The organism is Streptococcus mitis, from assembly GCF_000960005.1.
Taxonomy (GTDB): Bacteria; Bacillota; Bacilli; order Lactobacillales; family Streptococcaceae; genus Streptococcus; species Streptococcus mitis_CK.
On sequence record NZ_JYGP01000002.1, the window covers coordinates 181133 to 199258 of the forward strand.

16 protein-coding genes and 1 tRNA gene are annotated in these 18126 nt (G+C 41.5%); 13 read left to right on the forward strand and 4 right to left on the reverse strand.

Features of this window, described 5'->3' with window-relative positions:
• Positions 1-100: 100 nt before the first annotated feature.
• From TZ90_RS02215 to TZ90_RS02230, 4 genes are all read right to left on the reverse strand, one after another.
• A complete protein-coding gene (locus TZ90_RS02215) occupies positions 101-1183 on the reverse strand; it encodes a M24 family metallopeptidase (RefSeq protein ID WP_045611225.1) in 1083 nt (360 codons plus the stop codon).
• 126 nt (positions 1184-1309) lie between these two features.
• Positions 1310-2092, reverse strand: a complete 783-nt coding sequence (gene gatD / locus TZ90_RS02220) for a lipid II isoglutaminyl synthase subunit GatD (protein WP_045611226.1) — start codon at positions 2090-2092, stop codon at positions 1310-1312.
• A complete protein-coding gene (gene murT, locus TZ90_RS02225) occupies positions 2092-3435 on the reverse strand; it encodes a lipid II isoglutaminyl synthase subunit MurT (protein WP_045611227.1) in 1344 nt (447 codons plus the stop codon). The genes gatD and murT overlap by 1 nt, the downstream gene beginning before the upstream one ends.
• Before the next feature lie 98 nt (positions 3436-3533).
• Complete coding sequence (locus TZ90_RS02230) at positions 3534-4850, reverse strand: FAD-containing oxidoreductase (RefSeq protein WP_023946246.1); 1317 nt, start codon at positions 4848-4850, stop codon at positions 3534-3536.
• 329 nt (positions 4851-5179) lie between these two features.
• Here TZ90_RS02230 and cshA point away from each other — a divergent pair, with 329 nt between their 5' ends.
• The 13 genes from cshA (at position 5180) to TZ90_RS02295 (ending at position 18072) form a co-directional block, all read left to right on the forward strand.
• A complete protein-coding gene (cshA, locus tag TZ90_RS02235; RefSeq protein ID WP_045611229.1) occupies positions 5180-6754 on the forward strand; it encodes a degradosome RNA helicase CshA in 1575 nt (524 codons plus the stop codon).
• 255 nt (positions 6755-7009) lie between these two features.
• Positions 7010-7798: a GTP-sensing pleiotropic transcriptional regulator CodY gene (codY, locus tag TZ90_RS02240; protein WP_000940738.1), complete on the forward strand. Its 789-nt coding sequence runs from the start codon at positions 7010-7012 to the stop codon at positions 7796-7798.
• Positions 7798-8373: a cysteine hydrolase family protein gene (locus TZ90_RS02245; RefSeq protein ID WP_000158736.1), complete on the forward strand. Its 576-nt coding sequence runs from the start codon at positions 7798-7800 to the stop codon at positions 8371-8373. Before codY ends, TZ90_RS02245 begins: the two co-directional genes overlap by 1 nt.
• Before the next feature lie 80 nt (positions 8374-8453).
• Positions 8454-8539 (forward strand) — tRNA-Leu (locus tag TZ90_RS02250).
• A gap of 136 nt (positions 8540-8675) precedes the next feature.
• Positions 8676-9953, forward strand: coding sequence for an ABC transporter permease (locus TZ90_RS02255; RefSeq protein WP_045611231.1), 1278 nt, complete (start codon positions 8676-8678; stop codon positions 9951-9953).
• A gap of 12 nt (positions 9954-9965) precedes the next feature.
• Positions 9966-10613 carry an ABC transporter ATP-binding subunit Vex2 gene (vex2, locus tag TZ90_RS02260; protein ID WP_024057461.1) on the forward strand — a complete coding sequence of 216 codons (648 nt, stop codon included), beginning with the start codon at positions 9966-9968 and terminating at the stop codon, positions 10611-10613.
• Positions 10614-10663: 50 nt separating this feature from the next.
• The gene (gene vex3, locus TZ90_RS02265; RefSeq protein WP_045611233.1) at positions 10664-12043 is read left to right on the forward strand and encodes an ABC transporter permease subunit Vex3; all 1380 of its coding nucleotides are present in this window, start codon (positions 10664-10666) and stop codon (positions 12041-12043) included.
• Positions 12044-12185: 142 nt separating this feature from the next.
• Positions 12186-12842: a response regulator transcription factor VncR gene (vncR, locus tag TZ90_RS02270; protein ID WP_045611235.1), complete on the forward strand. Its 657-nt coding sequence runs from the start codon at positions 12186-12188 to the stop codon at positions 12840-12842.
• Positions 12839-14167 carry a sensor histidine kinase VncS gene (gene vncS / locus TZ90_RS02275; protein WP_045611237.1) on the forward strand — a complete coding sequence of 443 codons (1329 nt, stop codon included), beginning with the start codon at positions 12839-12841 and terminating at the stop codon, positions 14165-14167. The genes vncR and vncS overlap by 4 nt, the downstream gene beginning before the upstream one ends.
• A 140-nt stretch (positions 14168-14307) precedes the next feature.
• Positions 14308-15189, forward strand: coding sequence for a class II fructose-bisphosphate aldolase (locus tag TZ90_RS02280; RefSeq protein WP_033684898.1), 882 nt, complete (start codon positions 14308-14310; stop codon positions 15187-15189).
• A 283-nt stretch (positions 15190-15472) separates the two neighbouring features.
• Positions 15473-16465 carry an ABC transporter ATP-binding protein gene (locus tag TZ90_RS02285; protein ID WP_045611239.1) on the forward strand — a complete coding sequence of 331 codons (993 nt, stop codon included), beginning with the start codon at positions 15473-15475 and terminating at the stop codon, positions 16463-16465.
• Position 16466: 1 nt separating this feature from the next.
• On the forward strand, positions 16467-17285 hold the full coding sequence (locus tag TZ90_RS02290; protein ID WP_045611241.1) for an ABC transporter permease: 819 nt from the start codon (positions 16467-16469) through the stop codon (positions 17283-17285).
• Between the two features lies 1 nt (position 17286).
• A complete protein-coding gene (locus tag TZ90_RS02295) occupies positions 17287-18072 on the forward strand; it encodes an ABC transporter permease (protein WP_045611242.1) in 786 nt (261 codons plus the stop codon).
• Positions 18073-18126: the final 54 nt, after the last annotated feature.

The window sequence follows — 18126 nt, forward strand, 5'->3', positions numbered from 1 at the left end:
GGCTGAGTCAAAAGTCTTTCAAATAAGAAAAACGCATAGTATCAGGTGTTGAAAAACCTTAATACTATGCGTTTTATTGTGGGAAGATTTTCAAAGAATATTAATCAAAATAAAGCAAGTCTTTGCTGGTGCTTGTAAAGAGGTCGAAGCCGTCCTTGGTAACAACACCGCAGTCTTCGATACGGACACCGACTTTACCAGGGATATAGATACCTGGTTCAACAGAGAAGCACATGCCTTCTTCGATGACCATGTCGTTTCCTTCCATGATAGATGGGAATTCGTGGACATCCATACCGATACCGTGACCAAGACGGTGGTTGAAGTACTCGCCGTAACCAGCTTTTTCGATGACCTCACGGGCAGCGCGGTCCACTTCATGGGCAGTCACACCTGGTTTGATAAAGTCAAGAGCAGCTTGTTGAGCTTCAAGAGTCAAGTTATAAATGTCTTTCTTGAATTGGTCTGGTTTACCAACAGCGACTGTACGAGTCATATCTGACGCATAGCCGTTGACTAGAACACCAAGATCAAAGAGTAGAAGAGCATCATTTTCAACTTTGTTTGCTGCTGGAATACCGTGTGGATTTGCAGCATTATCACCAGTCAAGACCATGGTATCAAAGCTCATTTCATAGCCTTCACGTTTCATAGCAAAGTCAATTTGAGCGATGATATCTGTCTCCGTCTTATCAAGAGAAATATTATCAAAACCAACCTTAACAGCCTTGTCCGCATAGAGACCTGCAACCATCATTTTTTGTACTTCATCAGCTGATTTGATGAGGCGCATGCGTTGGATACGAGGTGTGAGGTTTTCAAACTCAGCAGTTTCAAAAACTGTTTTCAAGCCATGGAATTTGGTCAAGATAAGATTGTCAAACTCAACAGCGACACGTTTGAAGTCAAGTTGTGGAAGAGCATGTTTCATTTTTTGCCATGGATTTTCAGAATCCACATAGCCCACAACTGGGAAGGAAACAGTGCTGCTTGCACGTTCAACCTCAAGGGCTGGGACAAAGAGGAGAGGTTCCTGATCCGCTAGGACAAAAAGGAACATCTGGCGTTCATGGGGATCACTGTAAAAACCAGTGAGGTAATTGATTGTGACGGGGTCAGATACGACAGCGACGTCTAGTTTTTCTGATTCAAGATATGCTACGATTTGTTGTAATTTAGACATATGCTACCTTCTTTCTACCCCTCTATTTTGGCAAAAAAAGAGAGAAAATGCAAGGAAGAAGGGTAAAAGAAAAGACAAAAAAACTCCGACAAGATAACGGAGTTCTTTGATATGGTTTTTCTTGGTTTAAGAAAAGTCAGCCTTGCTTTTGACGTCGCTGTATTCCTCAGCGATTTCTTGGCTGAGAATGTCTTCATAGGCAGGGAGTTGGATGTCCTGACCATATTTCTTCTTGAGGGCTGTAGTGACTAGGCGATAAGCTAGATTGGCATTGCGAGAGAGGATAGGCCCGTGGAAGTAGGATCCAAAGACATTCTTATAATGAACCCCTTCGCCGACTTTTTCTTCGTTATTTCCATTTCCATAGACAACCTGTCCCAGTGGTTTTTGATCATCTGAGAGGAAGGTACGGCCCTGATGATTCTCAAATCCATAGTAGGTTTCATTGAAATCTTCATTATGAATCTTGATGTCCCCGATAAAACGGTTATTGGTCTGGTTGAGTGTGTAGTGGCCCATGACCCCTAGTCCTTCGATGCGTCTCCCTGAAGCTTCAACATAATATTGGCCCAATAGTTGGAAACCACCGCAGATAGCGAGAACCACACCGTCGTTTTGGATGTAGTTGTCAATGCTCTCTTTTTTAGCAGGTAGGTCGTCTGCAATAATACTTTGTTCAAAGTCTTGACCGCCACCGAAAAAGGCAATGTCGTAGTGATTTTCATCAAAGTTATCATGGAGAGAAACGATGTCAACCGTCACATGGGCTCCCAGTTTTTCAGCCACATACTTGAGCATGAGGATGTTTCCATTGTCCCCATAGGTATTCATGAGATTTCCGTAGAGGTGGGCAATGTTGAGCTGATAGGGGTAATTGCCAGCTTTTGAGGAAAGTGAGGTATAAATCATTAGTTCATCTCCTTTCTAACAATCTGACGACTAGCCAGCAGTTCGCGGAATTCCAGCATAGCAGTATAGGTAGCCAGGATATAGGCATGCTTGCAGTCTTGGTTCTCAATTGTTTTAAGAACTTGTTCCAGACTACTTGTTTCAGTAATTTTATCAGCTGGATAGCCAGTTACTCGTAGACGACGTGCGATTTCAGAATGGCGAACACCGCCAGCGTTGATTTCAGGGATGTCCATGTCAGTGATTTGTTCAAAATCAGCATCCCAGATCCAGCTGGTGTCAATTCCATCTGCATAGTTAGCGTTAAGGAGGACAGATAGGCTAAATGGATAAGGTGCTAGTTTAATCATTTCGATAGCTTGGGTCGCACCGACTGGATTTTTAATCAAGACGAGGGTACATTCCTTATTACCAATATGGAAGGTTTCTTGGCGTCCAAAGACAGCACGGCTCTTATCAAATCCTTGCTTGATGAGTTGTGAATCTGCACCAAGGAAACGGGCGATGGCAACCGCAGCTAGGGCGTTGTAGATATTGTAGAGTCCACCGATTTGAATACCGTATTCTTGTCCGTCAATGACAAAGCGAGAGCGATTGTTGGTTAACTCAACTAGTTCTGTCAAGCGATAGTCGAGATTAGGACGTTTACATCCGCAACTTTCACAGATATAGGCACCCAAGTTTGCATAGGTATTGTGCTCGTATTTGAGGATGCCTTGACAGTCAGGACAGAGGATTCCTTCTGTATTATAGTGAGCCAGCTGGGCTGGGCCTTTCTCCAAGTCAAAACCAAAATACTGTACAGAATTTGGAATAGCTGGCTTGTAGAAAAGTGGACTGTCTCCATTAAGGAGAACAGTGGCAGTAGGCACCTTACGAATAGCATCCAAAATCATCTTGTAAGTTGTGTAAATCTCACCATAGCGGTCCATCTGGTCACGGAAGATATTCGTGATGACAAAAAGGCTTGGCTGGATATAGTCACAGATACGAGATAGACTGGCTTCGTCAATTTCTAGTACGGCAATGTTTTTCCCAGTTTTAGAACCCTTGGCGGTTAAGAAGGTTGTCGCAATTCCTGTAATCATGTTGGCACCGCTTGGGTTGGTCAGAACTTGACCATAAACCTCTTTTAAAATGCCGACAGTGAGGGCAGTTGTCAAGGTTTTTCCGTTGGTTCCTGTAACTACGACAATCTCGTAGTTCTTAGCTAGGTTTTGTAAAATATCTTTATCAAATTGAAGGGCGACTTTTCCTGGGAGCGTACTTCCACGGCCAAGACGGCTTAAAACGAAGTGGGAAGAACGCCCAGCAAGAAGGCCCAAAGTAGTTTTTAATTTCATGTTTCTATTATATCATAAAAGAGGGAAAAGAAAGATTTGAGATTTCGCAGAAGTAAAAACAGCCCAAAGAGGGCTGTTCGATACGATTAAATCTCAACTTAAATCGCAAACAAGTCATTCAAGTTCTCAGCCAAGGTTGGGTGAGTGAAGATTTGTTTTGTGAAGTAAGTGTAAGGAATCTTGTTGTCCATAGCAACAGTGATGATGTTGATGATTTCTTGAGATCCTTCTGAGAAGATGCTTGCTCCAAGAATTTCTTTTGTTTCAGTATTAACCACAGCTTTGAAAGCTCCACGAAGGTCTCCATTTACGTGACCACGAGGCATTGCTGCAACAGGAATTTCCTTAACGGCGTATGGAAGTTTCAAATCAGCTGCTTGGCTTTCAGTCAAACCAACTTGTGAAAGTGCAGGTGTGATAAACATTGTGTTTGGTACATTGAGACGGTCTTCAAGTGTGTAGCTGCCATCTCCAGCAAGGTAGCTGTAAACAACACGGAAGTCATCAAGTGAAATGTAAGTAAATTGAAGGCCACCGTTGACATCTCCAACTGCAAAGACACCAGGAACGTTTGTTTGACAATGTTTGTCTACTTTAATAGCACCACGTTCAGTTAGTTCAATATCTGTATTTTCAAGTTGAAGTGGTTCTACATTTGGTTTGCGTCCAGTTGCGTAGAGAAGGGCATCGAAACGGTAAGTTTCATTTTCAGTTACGACAAGGACTTGGTCACCATCGTTTTTAATTTCAGTAGTACGGATATTTTGAAGCAATTCAATACCGTCTTCTTCCATGTATTGTTTAGCAAGAGCTGCGATGGAAGGTTCTGCACGAGGAAGGAAAGTATCCAAGGCATCTAGGACTGTAACCTTGCTTCCTAGTTTATTGTAAAGGCCGGCAAATTCAAGACCGATGTTTCCGCCACCAAGGACACCAAGTTTTTCAGGCAATTTGTCCAAATTTTGGATACCTGTTGAGTCAAAGACATTTTTGCTTGTAGCAAGTCCAGGGATTGGCAAGACGTTTGAAACAGCACCAGTGTTGATGACGATTGTTTCAGCAGTCAGTTCTTTCTTTTCATCACCAGCTTGGATTTCGATGACTTTATTTGAAAGGAAGTGAGCTTCCGCATCAAAGATATCCACGCCTGTACCAGCAACAGTTGCATAGTTTTTACCGTTGAGGCGACTAGTGATAGTGTTTTTGGTAGCAATCACTTCTTCAAAAGACAAGTCTTTCTCAGCAGCAACTAGCAAAGTTTTAGTTGGGATACAACCAATGTTGATACAAGTTCCACCGTACATAGCTTTGCTACGTTCAATGAGGGCAACTTTTTTACCAGCTGAAGCCAATTTACCAGCTAGTGTTTTACCAGCTTTACCAAATCCGATAACGATTAAATCATAAGTTAACATTTAGAGTTCCTCCTATTCGAATTTCATTCTAGCACAAGAAAAAAACTTTTGCACAATTCTGCTACGCTTTAAAAAAGTTTATGAAATAGTGGAAATTTCATCCTTATTTTCTCTGAAAAATCGTTTACATGAGTTTATCGATGGATTGGGCTATCTTTTGCTCTGTTCTTGTGTTATACTAGATAGGTTGCAAAGAAAACAGTACTTTTCTTTTGTGGAAAAGAAGCAACACGATTTTGTATCCAGTATATGAAAATACGTCATAAAAAGAAAAGTATAAACTAAGCCCTATAGGGTGGCTTCGCACCACCTTTAGAAAGAAGAATAACGTGAAATTTAATGAATTAAACTTGTCTGCTGATTTGCTAGCAGAGATTGAAAAAGCTGGTTTTGTAGAAGCCAGTCCGATCCAAGAACAAACTATTCCTTTGGCCCTTGAAGGTAAGGACGTTATCGGTCAAGCTCAGACTGGTACAGGAAAAACTGCAGCCTTTGGCTTGCCTACTCTTGAAAAAATTCGTACAGAAGAAGCGACCATTCAAGCCTTGGTCATCGCTCCAACTCGTGAACTCGCTGTCCAAAGTCAAGAAGAACTCTTCCGCTTTGGTCGCAGTAAGGGAGTCAAGGTTCGCTCAGTATATGGTGGATCAAGCATTGAAAAACAAATTAAGGCTCTTAAATCTGGTGCCCATATCGTGGTGGGAACACCTGGTCGCCTTTTGGACTTGATTAAACGCAAGGCCTTGAAATTACAAGATATTGAAACTCTTATTCTTGACGAAGCGGATGAAATGCTCAACATGGGCTTCCTTGAAGATATCGAAGCTATCATTTCTCGTGTCCCTGAAAACCGTCAAACCTTACTTTTCTCAGCAACTATGCCAGATGCCATCAAACGTATCGGTGTTCAGTTTATGAAAGAACCTGAGCATGTGAAGATTGCGGCTAAGGAATTGACAACAGAATTGGTTGACCAATACTATATCCGAGTTAAAGAGCAAGAAAAATTTGATACCATGACTCGTCTCATGGATGTGGAACAACCAGAACTTGCTATCGTATTTGGTCGTACAAAACGTCGTGTAGATGAATTGACTCGTGGTTTGAAAATCCGTGGCTTCCGTGCAGAAGGAATTCATGGTGATTTGGACCAAAACAAACGTCTTCGTGTCCTTCGTGATTTTAAAAACGGTAATCTGGATGTTCTAGTTGCGACGGACGTTGCAGCGCGTGGCTTGGATATTTCAGGTGTGACCCATGTCTATAACTACGATATTCCACAAGATCCTGAAAGTTATGTTCACCGTATCGGTCGTACAGGTCGTGCTGGTAAGTCAGGTCAGTCTATTACTTTCGTATCACCAAATGAAATGGGCTACCTCCAAATCATTGAAAACTTGACTAAGAAACGCATGAAAGGTCTCAAACCTGCAAGTGCAGAAGAAGCCTTCCAAGCTAAAAAACACGTAGCTCTCAAGAAAATTGAACGTGATTTTGCAGATGAGACTATCCGTGCCAACTTTGAGAAATTTGGTAAGGATGCTCGTAAGCTAGCTGCCGAATTTACTCCAGAAGAATTGGCAATGTATATCTTGAGTCTGACTGTTCAAGACCCAGATAGTCTTCCTGAAGTGGAGATTGCACGTGAAAAACCACTGCCATTTAAACCATCAGGTAATGGCTTCGGTGGTAAAGCTAAGGGAGGTCGTCGTGGAGATGACCGTCGTGATAATCGCCGTGGAGACAACCGTCGTGGTGGTCGTCGTGATGATTTCAAAAAAGGAAGTCGTGGCAATGATCGTTTTGATAAGGAAAAACGTTACCGTAAGGATAATAAAAAACCACGCAATACTTCAAGCGAAAAGCAAACAGGCTTTGTTATTCGTAACAAGGGCGATAAATAAGAAAAAGCGATTCAAAATGAATCGCTTTTTTATATAAGGAGACCGAATGGAAAAGAAAGATAAATAAAATAGATATATTATCTTCTTGTAATATTATGATACACAAAAATAGGGGGCTTGTCAATAGAAAAGAAGTAATTTAATTAAAAATATTCTTGTTTTTTTAAATTGCAATTAAATAAGCAATTTTCAGATAATAATTGAAAATTCAAGCTGTTTATGTTATAATGATAGCGATTAAATTCGAGGTGAAAAATGGCACATTTATTAGAAAAAACTAGAAAAATTACTTCTATCCTGAAGCGCTCAGAGGAGCAGTTGCAGGAAGAACTCCCCTACAATGCGATTACCCGTCAATTGGCAGATATTATTGACTGTAACGCCTGTATCGTTAATAGCAAGGGACGTCTCCTTGGCTATTTTATGCGTTACAAAACCAATACAGATCGTGTAGAGCAATTCTTCCAAACTAAAATTTTCCCGGATGACTACATTCAAGGTGCGAACATGATTTACGATACAGAAGCCAATCTGACAGTTGATCATGATTTAAGTATTTTTCCTGTGGAAAGTCGTGCCGACTTTCCAGATGGTTTGACGACCATTGCACCAATCCATGTATCAGGGATTCGCCTTGGTTCTTTGATTATTTGGCGCAATGATAAAAAATTCGAAGACGAGGACTTGATTCTTGTTGAGATTGCGAGTACCGTTGTTGGGATTCAACTCCTTAATTTCCAACGTGAAGAAGATGAGAAAAATATTCGCCGCCGTACTGCTGTTACCATGGCGGTTAATACCCTTTCTTATTCCGAACTCCGTGCTGTTTCAGCAATTTTAGGGGAATTAAATGGAAATGAAGGGCAGTTGACTGCGTCTGTAATTGCAGACCGCATCGGAATCACCCGTTCTGTGATTGTCAATGCCCTTCGTAAACTTGAATCTGCAGGAATTATTGAAAGTCGCTCACTTGGAATGAAGGGAACCTATCTTAAGGTCTTGATTTCAGATATTTTTGAAGAAGTGAAGAAAAGAGATTACTAATGACTAAGGCTTTAATTTCGATTGACTATACAGAAGATTTTGTTGCAGATAGTGGAAAATTGACAGCAGGTGCTCCAGCTCAGGCTATTTCGGAAGCTATTAGCAAGGTGACTCGATTAGCTTTTGAACGCGGAGATTATATCTTCTTTACCATCGATGCTCACGAAGAAAACGATTGTTTCCATCCAGAAAGCAAACTATTTCCTCCTCACAATTTGATTGGGACTAGTGGACGGAATTTATACGGAGATTTGGGGATCTTTTATCAAGAGCATGGTTCAGACAGTCGTGTCTTTTGGATGGATAAACGCCATTACTCTGCTTTTTCAGGGACTGACCTGGATATCCGTTTGAGAGAGCGGAGAGTGTCTACCGTTATCTTAACAGGTGTCTTGACGGATATCTGTGTCCTGCATACAGCTATAGATGCCTATAATCTAGGATATGACATCGAGATTGTTAAACCGGCTGTTGCTTCCATCTGGCCTGAAAATCATCAATTTGCCCTAGGTCATTTCAAAAACACACTTGGAGCTAAGTTAGTAGATGAAAATCTAAATGAACTTTCTGAGTAATTTGGTTGATGAAATGAAAAAAATTGAAAAAAAGTGTTGACAAGCATCCTAAAAGTTGATATACTAGTAAAGTAATCGACGCGGGGATGGCGGAATTGGCAGACGCGCAGGACTAAGGATCCTGTGACCGCTTTAGGTCGTGAGGGTTCAAGTCCCTCTCTCCGCATAGGATAAGAGTTAGCTTAGGCTAGCTCTTTTTTCATATAATTCAAGTAGAGCAAAAAATTTTTGCTCTTTTTTTGTATTTCATAAACATTTCATATTTGGATTTTATAATAGTCTTACAAATATGGAGGTGACAAATGAATCCAATCCAAAGAGCTTGGGCTTATGTCAGCAGAAAAAGACTGAGAAGTTTTATTTTATTTCTGATTTTATTGGTCCTATTGGCTGGAATTTCAGCCTGTTTGACGCTGATGAAGTCCAACAAAACAGTAGAAAGCAATCTTTATAAATCACTCAACACATCTTTTTCTATTAAGAAGATAGAAAATGGTCAGACCTTCAAGTTGTCAGACCTAGCATCTGTAAGCAAGATTAAGGGACTGGAAAATGTTTCTCCTGAACTCGAGACAGTCGCAAAACTAAAAGACAAGGAAGCGGTGAGTGGCGAGCAGAGCGTGGAGCGTGATGATTTGTCAGTGGCGGACAAGAACTTGGTTAGCTTAACGGCTCTTGAGGATTCATCCAAGGATGTGACCTTTACCAGTTCGGCTTTCAATTTAAAAGAAGGGCGACACCTTCAAAAAGGGGATTCCAAGAAAATCATCATCCACGAAGAGTTGGCTAAGAAGAATAGTCTTTCCCTTCATGACAAGATTGCCTTAGAAGCTGGTCAGTCAGAGGCTGGTAAAGGACAAACTGTCGAGTTTGAAATCGTCGGAATCTTCTCTGGTAAAAAACAAGAGAAATTTACAGGTTTGTCTTCTGACTTCAGTGAAAACCAGGTCTTTACAGACTATGAAAGTAGCCAAAGCCTTCTGGGTAATGGTGAACCTCTAGTCAGTGCAGCGCGCTTCTATGTAGAAAATCCTAAGGAAATGGACGAACTCATGAAGCAGGTAGAAAACTTGGCCTTGGGAAATCAAGGCTACCAAGTTGAGAAGGAAAATAAGGCTTTTGAACAAATCAAAGACTCGGTTGCTACCTTCCAAACCTTCCTAACCATCTTCCTTTATGGGATGTTGATAGCAGGAGCAGGGGCCTTAATTCTTGTTTTGTCTCTCTGGTTGAGAGAAAGGGTCTATGAAGTGGGGATTTTACTGGCACTTGGAAAAGGCAAGAGCTCGATCTTCCTACAATTCTGTTTAGAGGTAGTTCTGGTATCTATTGGTGCTTTGCTTCCAGCATTTGCTGCAGAAAACACAATCACATCCTACCTACTCCAAACTCTACTAGCAAGTGGAGATCAAGCAGTCTTACAAGACACGCTAGCCAAAGCAAGTGGTCTATCAAGTAGTTTATTATCTTTTGCAGAATCCTATGTCTTTCTGCTCTTGATTGGTTGCTTGTCTGTAGCCCTTTGTTTCCTATTCTTATTTAGAAAATCGCCGAAAGAAATTTTATCATCTATTAGTTAAGAAGGAGAAATCATGACTTTATTACAATTACAAGATGTTACCTACCGTTATAAGAACACTGCTGAAGCAGTCCTATATCAGATCAATTATAATTTTGAACCCGGGAAATTTTACAGTATTATTGGTGAGTCAGGAGCAGGAAAATCCACACTCTTGTCCCTACTTGCTGGTCTAGATAGTCCGGTTGAAGGTTCTATCCTTTTTCAAGGAGAGGACATTCGTAAGAAGGGCTATTCTTACCATCGTATGCACCATATTTCCCTGGTCTTTCAAAATTATAACTTGATAGATTATCTTTCTCCACTGGAAAATATCCGCTTGGTCAACAAAAAAGCAAGCAAGGATACACTTCTTGAACTTGGTTTGGATGAAAGTCAGATTAAGCGGAATGTTCTCCAGTTATCAGGTGGTCAACAGCAACGTGTTGCCATTGCTCGTAGTTTGGTCTCAGAAGCTCCAGTTATTCTAGCGGATGAGCCAACGGGAAATCTGGACCCTAAAACTGCTGGAGATATTGTCGAACTGCTCAAATCACTTGCCGAGAAAACAGGTAAATGTGTGATTGTCGTCACCCACAGTAAAGAAGTGGCACAAGCGTCAGATATTACACTTGAATTAAAGGATAAGAAACTGACTGAAACTCGCAACACTACAAAATAAGATGAGCTTGTTTTGATAGAATTATTAAATCAAATCTAGAAAGGGAACCTATGTTACACAACGCATTTGCCTATGTTACAAGGAAGTTTTTCAAATCGATTGTTATCTTCCTGATTATTCTCCTCATGGCGAGCTTGAGTTTGGTCGGCTTGTCGATCAAGGGAGCTACTGCCAAGGCTTCTCAGGAGACCTTTAAAAATATCACCAACAGCTTCTCCATGCAAATCAATCGTCGCGTCAATCAAGGAACGCCACGTGGTGCTGGGAATATTAAAGGTGAGGACATCAAAAAAATCACCGAAAACAAGGCCATTGAGTCTTATGTTAAACGCATCAATGCCATTGGAGATTTGACTGGCTATGAACTCATCGAAACGCCAGATACCAAGAAAAATCTGACACCTGACCGAGCTAAACATTTTGGAAGTAGCTTGATGATTACAGGTGTCAATGACTCCTCCAAAGAAGACAAGTTTGTCTCCGGATCTTATAAGCTGGTCGAAGGTGAGCACCTAACTAACGATGATAAAGGCAAGATCCTTCTGCACAAGGACTTGGCAGCTAAACACGGTTGGAAAGTAGGGGACAAGGTCAAACTAGACTCTAATATCTACGATGCAGATAATGAAAAAGGTGCCAAGGAAACAGTCGAAGTGACAATCAAGGGACTCTTTGATGGTCACAATAAGTCGGCAGTAACCTACTCACAAGAACTATACGAAAACACAGCTATTACAGACATTCACACTGCTGCAAAACTTTATGGATACACAGAAGACACAGCCATTTATGGGGACGCAACCTTCTTTGTAACAGCAGACAAAAACTTGGATGATGTCATGAAAGAGTTGAACGGTATCAGCGGTATCAACTGGAAGAGCTACACACTTGTGAAGAGCTCCTCTAACTACCCAGCTCTAGAGCAATCCATCTCTGGTATGTACAAGATGGCTAACCTCCTCTTCTGGGGCAGCTTGAGTTTCTCAGTTCTTCTCCTTGCCCTCTTACTCAGCCTTTGGATCAATGCCCGTCGCAAGGAAGTGGGTATTCTCCTCTCTATTGGTCTCAAGCAGGCAAGTATCCTGGGTCAATTTATCACAGAATCAATCTTGATTGCCATCCCTGCTCTTGTTTCTGCTTACTTCCTAGCCAACTACACAGCGCGTGCAATCGGAAATACTGTTCTTGCCAATGTCACTTCAGGTATTGCCAAGCAAGCCAGCAAGGCTGCTCAGGCCTCTAACCTTGGTGGTGGTGCAGAAGTAGATGGCTTTAGTAAGACCTTGTCGAGCCTAGATATTTCCATTCAGACATCGGACTTTATCATCGTCTTTGTCCTAGCCTTGGTTCTAGTGGTTCTCGTTATGGCGCTTGCTTCAAGCAATCTCCTCAGAAAACAACCAAAAGAGCTTCTGCTGGATAGTGAATAACAAACTTGCTACCTATTCTCCCCTAAATGGGGTATAATATAGGTAGCATTTTTATCTATTTTATCTTGATAAGGCCTCTTCCTTTCAGGATGAAATTGAGATGATTTACAAGAAATTTAAAGGAATGTGAAACGTTTTTTCTATGAAAATTTTAATTGTAGAAGATGAAGAGATGATCCGTGAGGGGGTCAGTGATTATTTGACGGATTGTGGTTATGAAATCATTGAGGCGGCGGACGGTGAGGAAGCCTTAGAAAAATTTTCCAGCTATGAAGTAGCCTTGGTTTTACTGGATATTCAGATGCCCAAGCTCAATGGCTTAGAAGTCCTAGCTGAGATTCGTAAAACCAGTCAGGTTCCTGTTTTGATGTTGACTGCATTTCAGGATGAGGAATACAAGATGAGTGCCTTTGCCTCTTTGGCAGATGGCTATCTGGAAAAACCTTTCTCCCTCTCCCTCTTAAAAGTGAGGGTGGATGCGATTTTCAAGCGATACTACGATACAGGACGAATCTTCTCTTATAAGGATGCCAAGGTAGATTTTGAGAGCTACAGTGCAAGCCTAGCAGGTGAGGAAGTAGCTATCAATGCTAAAGAGTTGGAAATTCTTGATTATTTGGTTAAAAATGAAGGAAGGGCCTTGACCCGATCTCAGATAATCGATGCCGTATGGAAAGCGACTGATGAGGTTCCCTTTGACCGCGTCATTGATGTTTATATCAAGGAATTGCGGAAAAAGCTAGACTTGGACTGCATCCTCACTGTGCGCAATGTTGGCTATAAATTGGAGCGAAAATGAAACGAACAGGTTTATTTACAAAGATATTTATCTATACCTTCTCGATATTTAGTGTTCTGGTTATCTGCCTTCATTTAGCTATTTATTTTCTTTTTCCTTCTACTTATCTGAGCCACCGACAGGAAACCATTGGTCAGAAAGCGACAGCCATTGCCCAGTCCCTAGAAGGTAAGGATAGGCAGAGCATCGAGCAAGTGTTAGACTTGTATTCCCAGACTAGTGATATCAAGGGGGCCGTTAAGGGCGAGATGACCGAGGACAAGTTAGAAGTCAAGGACAGCCTTCCTCTGGATATGGAACGTCAGACAACCTCTCTTTTTATCGAGGAGCGCGAGGTGACAACGCAGGACGGTGGTACCATGACTCTCCAGTTTCTAGCTTCCATGGATTTACAAAAGGAAGCAGAGCAAATTAGTCTCCAATTTCTTCCCTATACCCTGCTGGCATCCTTTCTAATTTCCCTCTTGGTGGCCTACATCTATGCTCGGACCATTGTGGCCCCGATTTTGGAAATCAAGCGGGTGACTCGTAGAATGATGGAACTGGATTCCCAAGTGCGATTGCGCGTGGATTCCAAGGATGAGATCGGTGATCTCAAGGAACAAATCAATAGCCTCTACCAGCATCTTTTGACTGTTATTGCGGACTTGCATGACAAGAATGAAGCTATTCTCCAGCTGGAAAAGATGAAGGTCGAATTCCTACGAGGGGCTTCTCATGAATTGAAAACACCTCTGGCTAGTTTGAAAATCCTGATCGAAAACATGAAAGAAAATGTCGGGCGTTATAAGGACAGAGACCGCTATCTGGGAGTTGCCTTGGGGATTGTAGATGAGCTCAATCACCACGTTCTCCAGATACTTTCTCTCTCGTCTGTGCAGGAATTGCGAGATGATAGGGAACAAATTGACTTATACCAGATGACGCAAAGTCTGGTTAAGGATTATGCCTTACTAGCCAAGGATAGAGAGCTCCAGATAGACAATAGTTTGACTCATCAGCAGGCTTATCTAAACCCATCAGTTATGAAGTTGATTCTTTCTAACCTCATCAGCAATGCCATCAAGCATTCTGCTCCAGGTAGTTTGGTTCGCATTGGAGAGAGAGAAGGTGAACTTTTTATAGAAAATAGCTGCAGTCCAGAAGAACAAGAAAAACTAGCCCAGTCTTTTTCTGACAATGCTAGTCGCAAGGCCAAGGGTTCTGGGATGGGGCTCTTTGTGGTCAAGAGTCTATTAGAACATGAAAAATTACCTTATCGTTTCGAGATGGAGGAGAATCGTTTGACCTTCTTCATAACTTTTCCAAAAGTCGCCCAAGACTAGGGAGAGAAAGGGTTTACATGGATGAAGCTAGAAGAAATTCAATCGAAACTGCGGGAAAAACTAGATTTTTTTGTAAAAAAGTGATAAAATGAACAATGTAAATGGGATGACCCATAAAAATATACAGGAGGCCTGATAAAATGGCAATCGTTTCAGCAGAAAAATTTGTCCAAGCAGCTCGTGACAACGGTTATGCAGTTGGTGGATTTAACACAAACAACCTTGAGTGGACTCAAGCTATCTTGCGCGCAGCAGAAGCTAAAAAAGCTCCAGTTTTGATCCAAACTTCAATGGGTGCTGCTAAATACATGGGTGGTTACAAAGTTGCTCGCAACTTGATCGCTAACCTTGTTGAATCAATGGGTATCACTGTACCAGTAGCTATCCACCTTGACCACGGTCACTACGAGGATGCACTTGAGTGTATCCGAGTTGGTTATACTTCAGTTATGTTTGATGGTTCACACCTTCCAGTTGAAGAAAACCTTGAAAAAGCTCGTAAAGTTGTAGAATTTGCTCATGCAAATGGTGTATCAGTGGAAGCTGAAGTTGGTACTATCGGTGGTGAAGAAGACGGAATCATCGGTGATGGTGAATTGGCTCCAATCGAAGACGCTAAAGCAATGGTTGAAACTGGTATCGACTTCTTGGCAGCTGGTATTGGTAACATCCACGGTCCTTACCCAGAAAACTGGAAAGGTCTTCACCTTGATCACTTGCAAAAATTGACTGAAGCTGTTCCAGGATTCCCAATCGTATTGCACGGTGGATCAGGTATTCCTGATGAGCAAATCCAAGAAGCTATCAAACTTGGTGTTGCGAAAGTTAACGTTAACACTGAATGCCAAATCGCATTCGCTAACGCAACTCGTAAATTTGCTCGTGACTACGAAGCAAACGAAGCAGAATACGACAAGAAAAAACTCTTCGACCCACGTAAATTCTTGGCTGACGGTGTAAAAGCTATCCAAGCATCAGTTGAAGAACGTATCGACGTATTCGGTTCAGAAGGTAAAGCTTAATCTAGCTGAATAATACAGATGAAACCTGCCCATTGGGTGGGTTTTTTGGTGTTTTAAGAAAACGATTAGACCAGAATTTTTGATTAAAAGTATTATTTTAAGAGAAAAACTTTCAATTTCATAAACTTTAGGCAAACGCTTGCATTCTATTTTTTATTGGATTATAATAGGTTGGTATAAAGCCTTCTGTAATAAAAAAATGTAGCAGGTTTAGAAAGTAAGGATTTAGAATATTTGTAGTCAAAAATACAATGTTGCTATTCCTTACGATAGGGAGATAGATATGGCAATGATAGAAGTGGAACATCTTCAGAAAAATTTTGTGAAGACTGTTAAGGAACCGGGCTTGAAGGGGGCTTTGCGCTCCTTTATTTATCCTGAAAAGCAGACCTTTGAAGCGGTCAAGGATTTGACCTTTGAGGTCCCAAAAGGACAAATTTTAGGATTTATCGGGGCCAATGGTGCAGGGAAGTCGACAACCATTAAAATGCTGACCGGAATTTTAAAACCGACATCTGGTTTTTGTCGGATTAACGGCAAGATTCCACAGGACAATCGTCAAGATTATGTTAAAGATATTGGCGTAGTTTTTGGACAACGCACCCAGCTATGGTGGGATTTGGCCCTGCAAGAGACCTACACGGTTTTAAAAGAGATTTACGATGTGCCAGACTCGCTCTTTCATAAGCGTATGGACTTTTTGAATGAAGTCTTGGATTTGAAAGAATTTATCAAGGATCCCGTGAGAACTCTTTCGCTGGGGCAACGCATGCGGGCGGACATTGCAGCTTCCTTACTTCACAATCCCAAGGTTCTCTTTTTAGATGAGCCGACCATTGGTTTGGATGTTTCAGTCAAGGATAACATTCGTCGAGCTATCACCCAAATCAATCAAGAGGAAGAAACAACCATTCTCTTGACAACTCATGACCTGAGCGATATTGAGCAACTCTGTGATCGGATCTTTATGATTGATAAGGGGCAGGAGATTTTTGATGGAACGGTGAGCCAACTCAAGGAGACCTTTGGCAAGATGAAGACTCTCTCCTTTGAACTGCTACCAGGTCAAAGTCATCTCGCTTCTCACTATGAAGGCCTGCCTGATATGATCATTGATAGACAAGGGAATAGTCTTAACATTGAATTCGATAGTTCTCGTTACCAGTCAGCTGATATTATCAAGCAAACCCTGTCTGATTTTGAAATCCGCGATTTGAAGATGGTGGATACGGATATCGAGGATATTATCCGTCGCTTCTACCGAAAGGAGCTCTAAGATGGTCAAATTGTGGAGACGTTATAAACCCTTTATCAATGCAGGTGTTCAGGAATTGATTACCTACCGAGTAAACTTTATTCTCTATCGGATTGGCGATGTCATGGGGGCTTTTGTGGCCTTTTATCTCTGGAAGGCAGTCTTTGATTCCTCCCAGGAGTCTTTGATTCAGGGCTTTAGTATGGCAGATATCACCCTCTACATCATTATGAGTTTTGTGACAAATCTTCTGACTAGGTCAGATTCGTCCTTTATGATTGGGGAGGAGGTCAAGGATGGTTCCATCATCATGCGCTTACTGAGACCAGTGCATTTTGCGGCCTCTTATCTTTTCACAGAGCTTGGCTCCAAGTGGTTGATTTTTATCTCTGTTGGCCTTCCATTTTTAAGTGTCATCGTGTTAACGAAAATCTTATCTGGGCAAGGGATTGTAGAAGTGCTGGGATTAACTGTCCTTTATCTCTTTAGCTTAACGCTGGCCTATCTGATTAACTTTTTCTTTAATATCTGCTTTGGATTTTCTGCCTTTGTGTTTAAAAATCTTTGGGGTTCCAACCTACTTAAGACTTCCATAGTGGCTTTTATGTCTGGAAGTTTGATTCCCTTGGCTTTCTTTCCAAAGGTTGTTTCAGATATTCTGTCCTTCCTGCCTTTTTCATCCTTGATTTACACTCCGGTCATGATTATCGTTGGGAAATATGATGCCAATCAGATTCTTCAGGCGCTCGCTTTGCAGTTTTTCTGGCTCTTAGTGATGGTGGGCTTGTCTCAGTTGATTTGGAAACGAGTCCAGTCCTTTATCACCATTCAAGGAGGTTAGTATGAAAAAATATCAACGCATGCATCTGATTTTTATCAGACAATACATCAAGCAAATCATGGAATACAAGGTGGATTTTGTAGTTGGTGTCCTGGGAGTTTTTCTGACCCAAGGCTTGAACCTCTTGTTTCTCAATGTCATCTTTCAACACATCCCATCCCTAGAAGGCTGGACCTTTCAAGAGATTGCTTTTATTTATGGCTTTTCCTTGATTCCTAAGGGGTTGGACCATCTCTTTTTTGACAATCTCTGGGCGTTAGGTCAACGCTTGGTTCGAAAAGGAGAATTTGACAAATATCTGACTCGTCCTATCAATCCTCTCTTTCACATCCTAGTTGAGACCTTTCAGATTGATGCCTTGGGAGAACTTTTGGTCGGGGGTATTTTACTAGCAACAACTGTGACCAGCATTGCTTGGACCCTTCCAAAATTCCTACTTTTCCTAGTCTGTATTCCCTTTGCGACCTTGATTTATACTTCCTTGAAAATCGCGACAGCTAGTATCGCTTTTTGGACCAAGCAGTCAGGCGCCATGATTTACATTTTTTATATGTTCAATGACTTTGCCAAGTACCCGATTTCGATTTATAATTCATTTCTTCGTTGGTTAATCAGTTTTATTGTACCTTTTGCCTTTACGGCCTACTATCCTGCCAGCTATTTCTTGCAGGACAAGGATGTAATCTTTAACATCGGAGGTTTGATGTTGATTTCCCTTGTTTTCTTTGTCATTTCCCTTAAACTCTGGGATAGGGGCTTGGATGCCTACGAAAGTGCAGGTTCGTAAATAATAGAATATCAAAGCCTTGTCTCAGGACAGGCTTTTTTAATAGAGATGAAA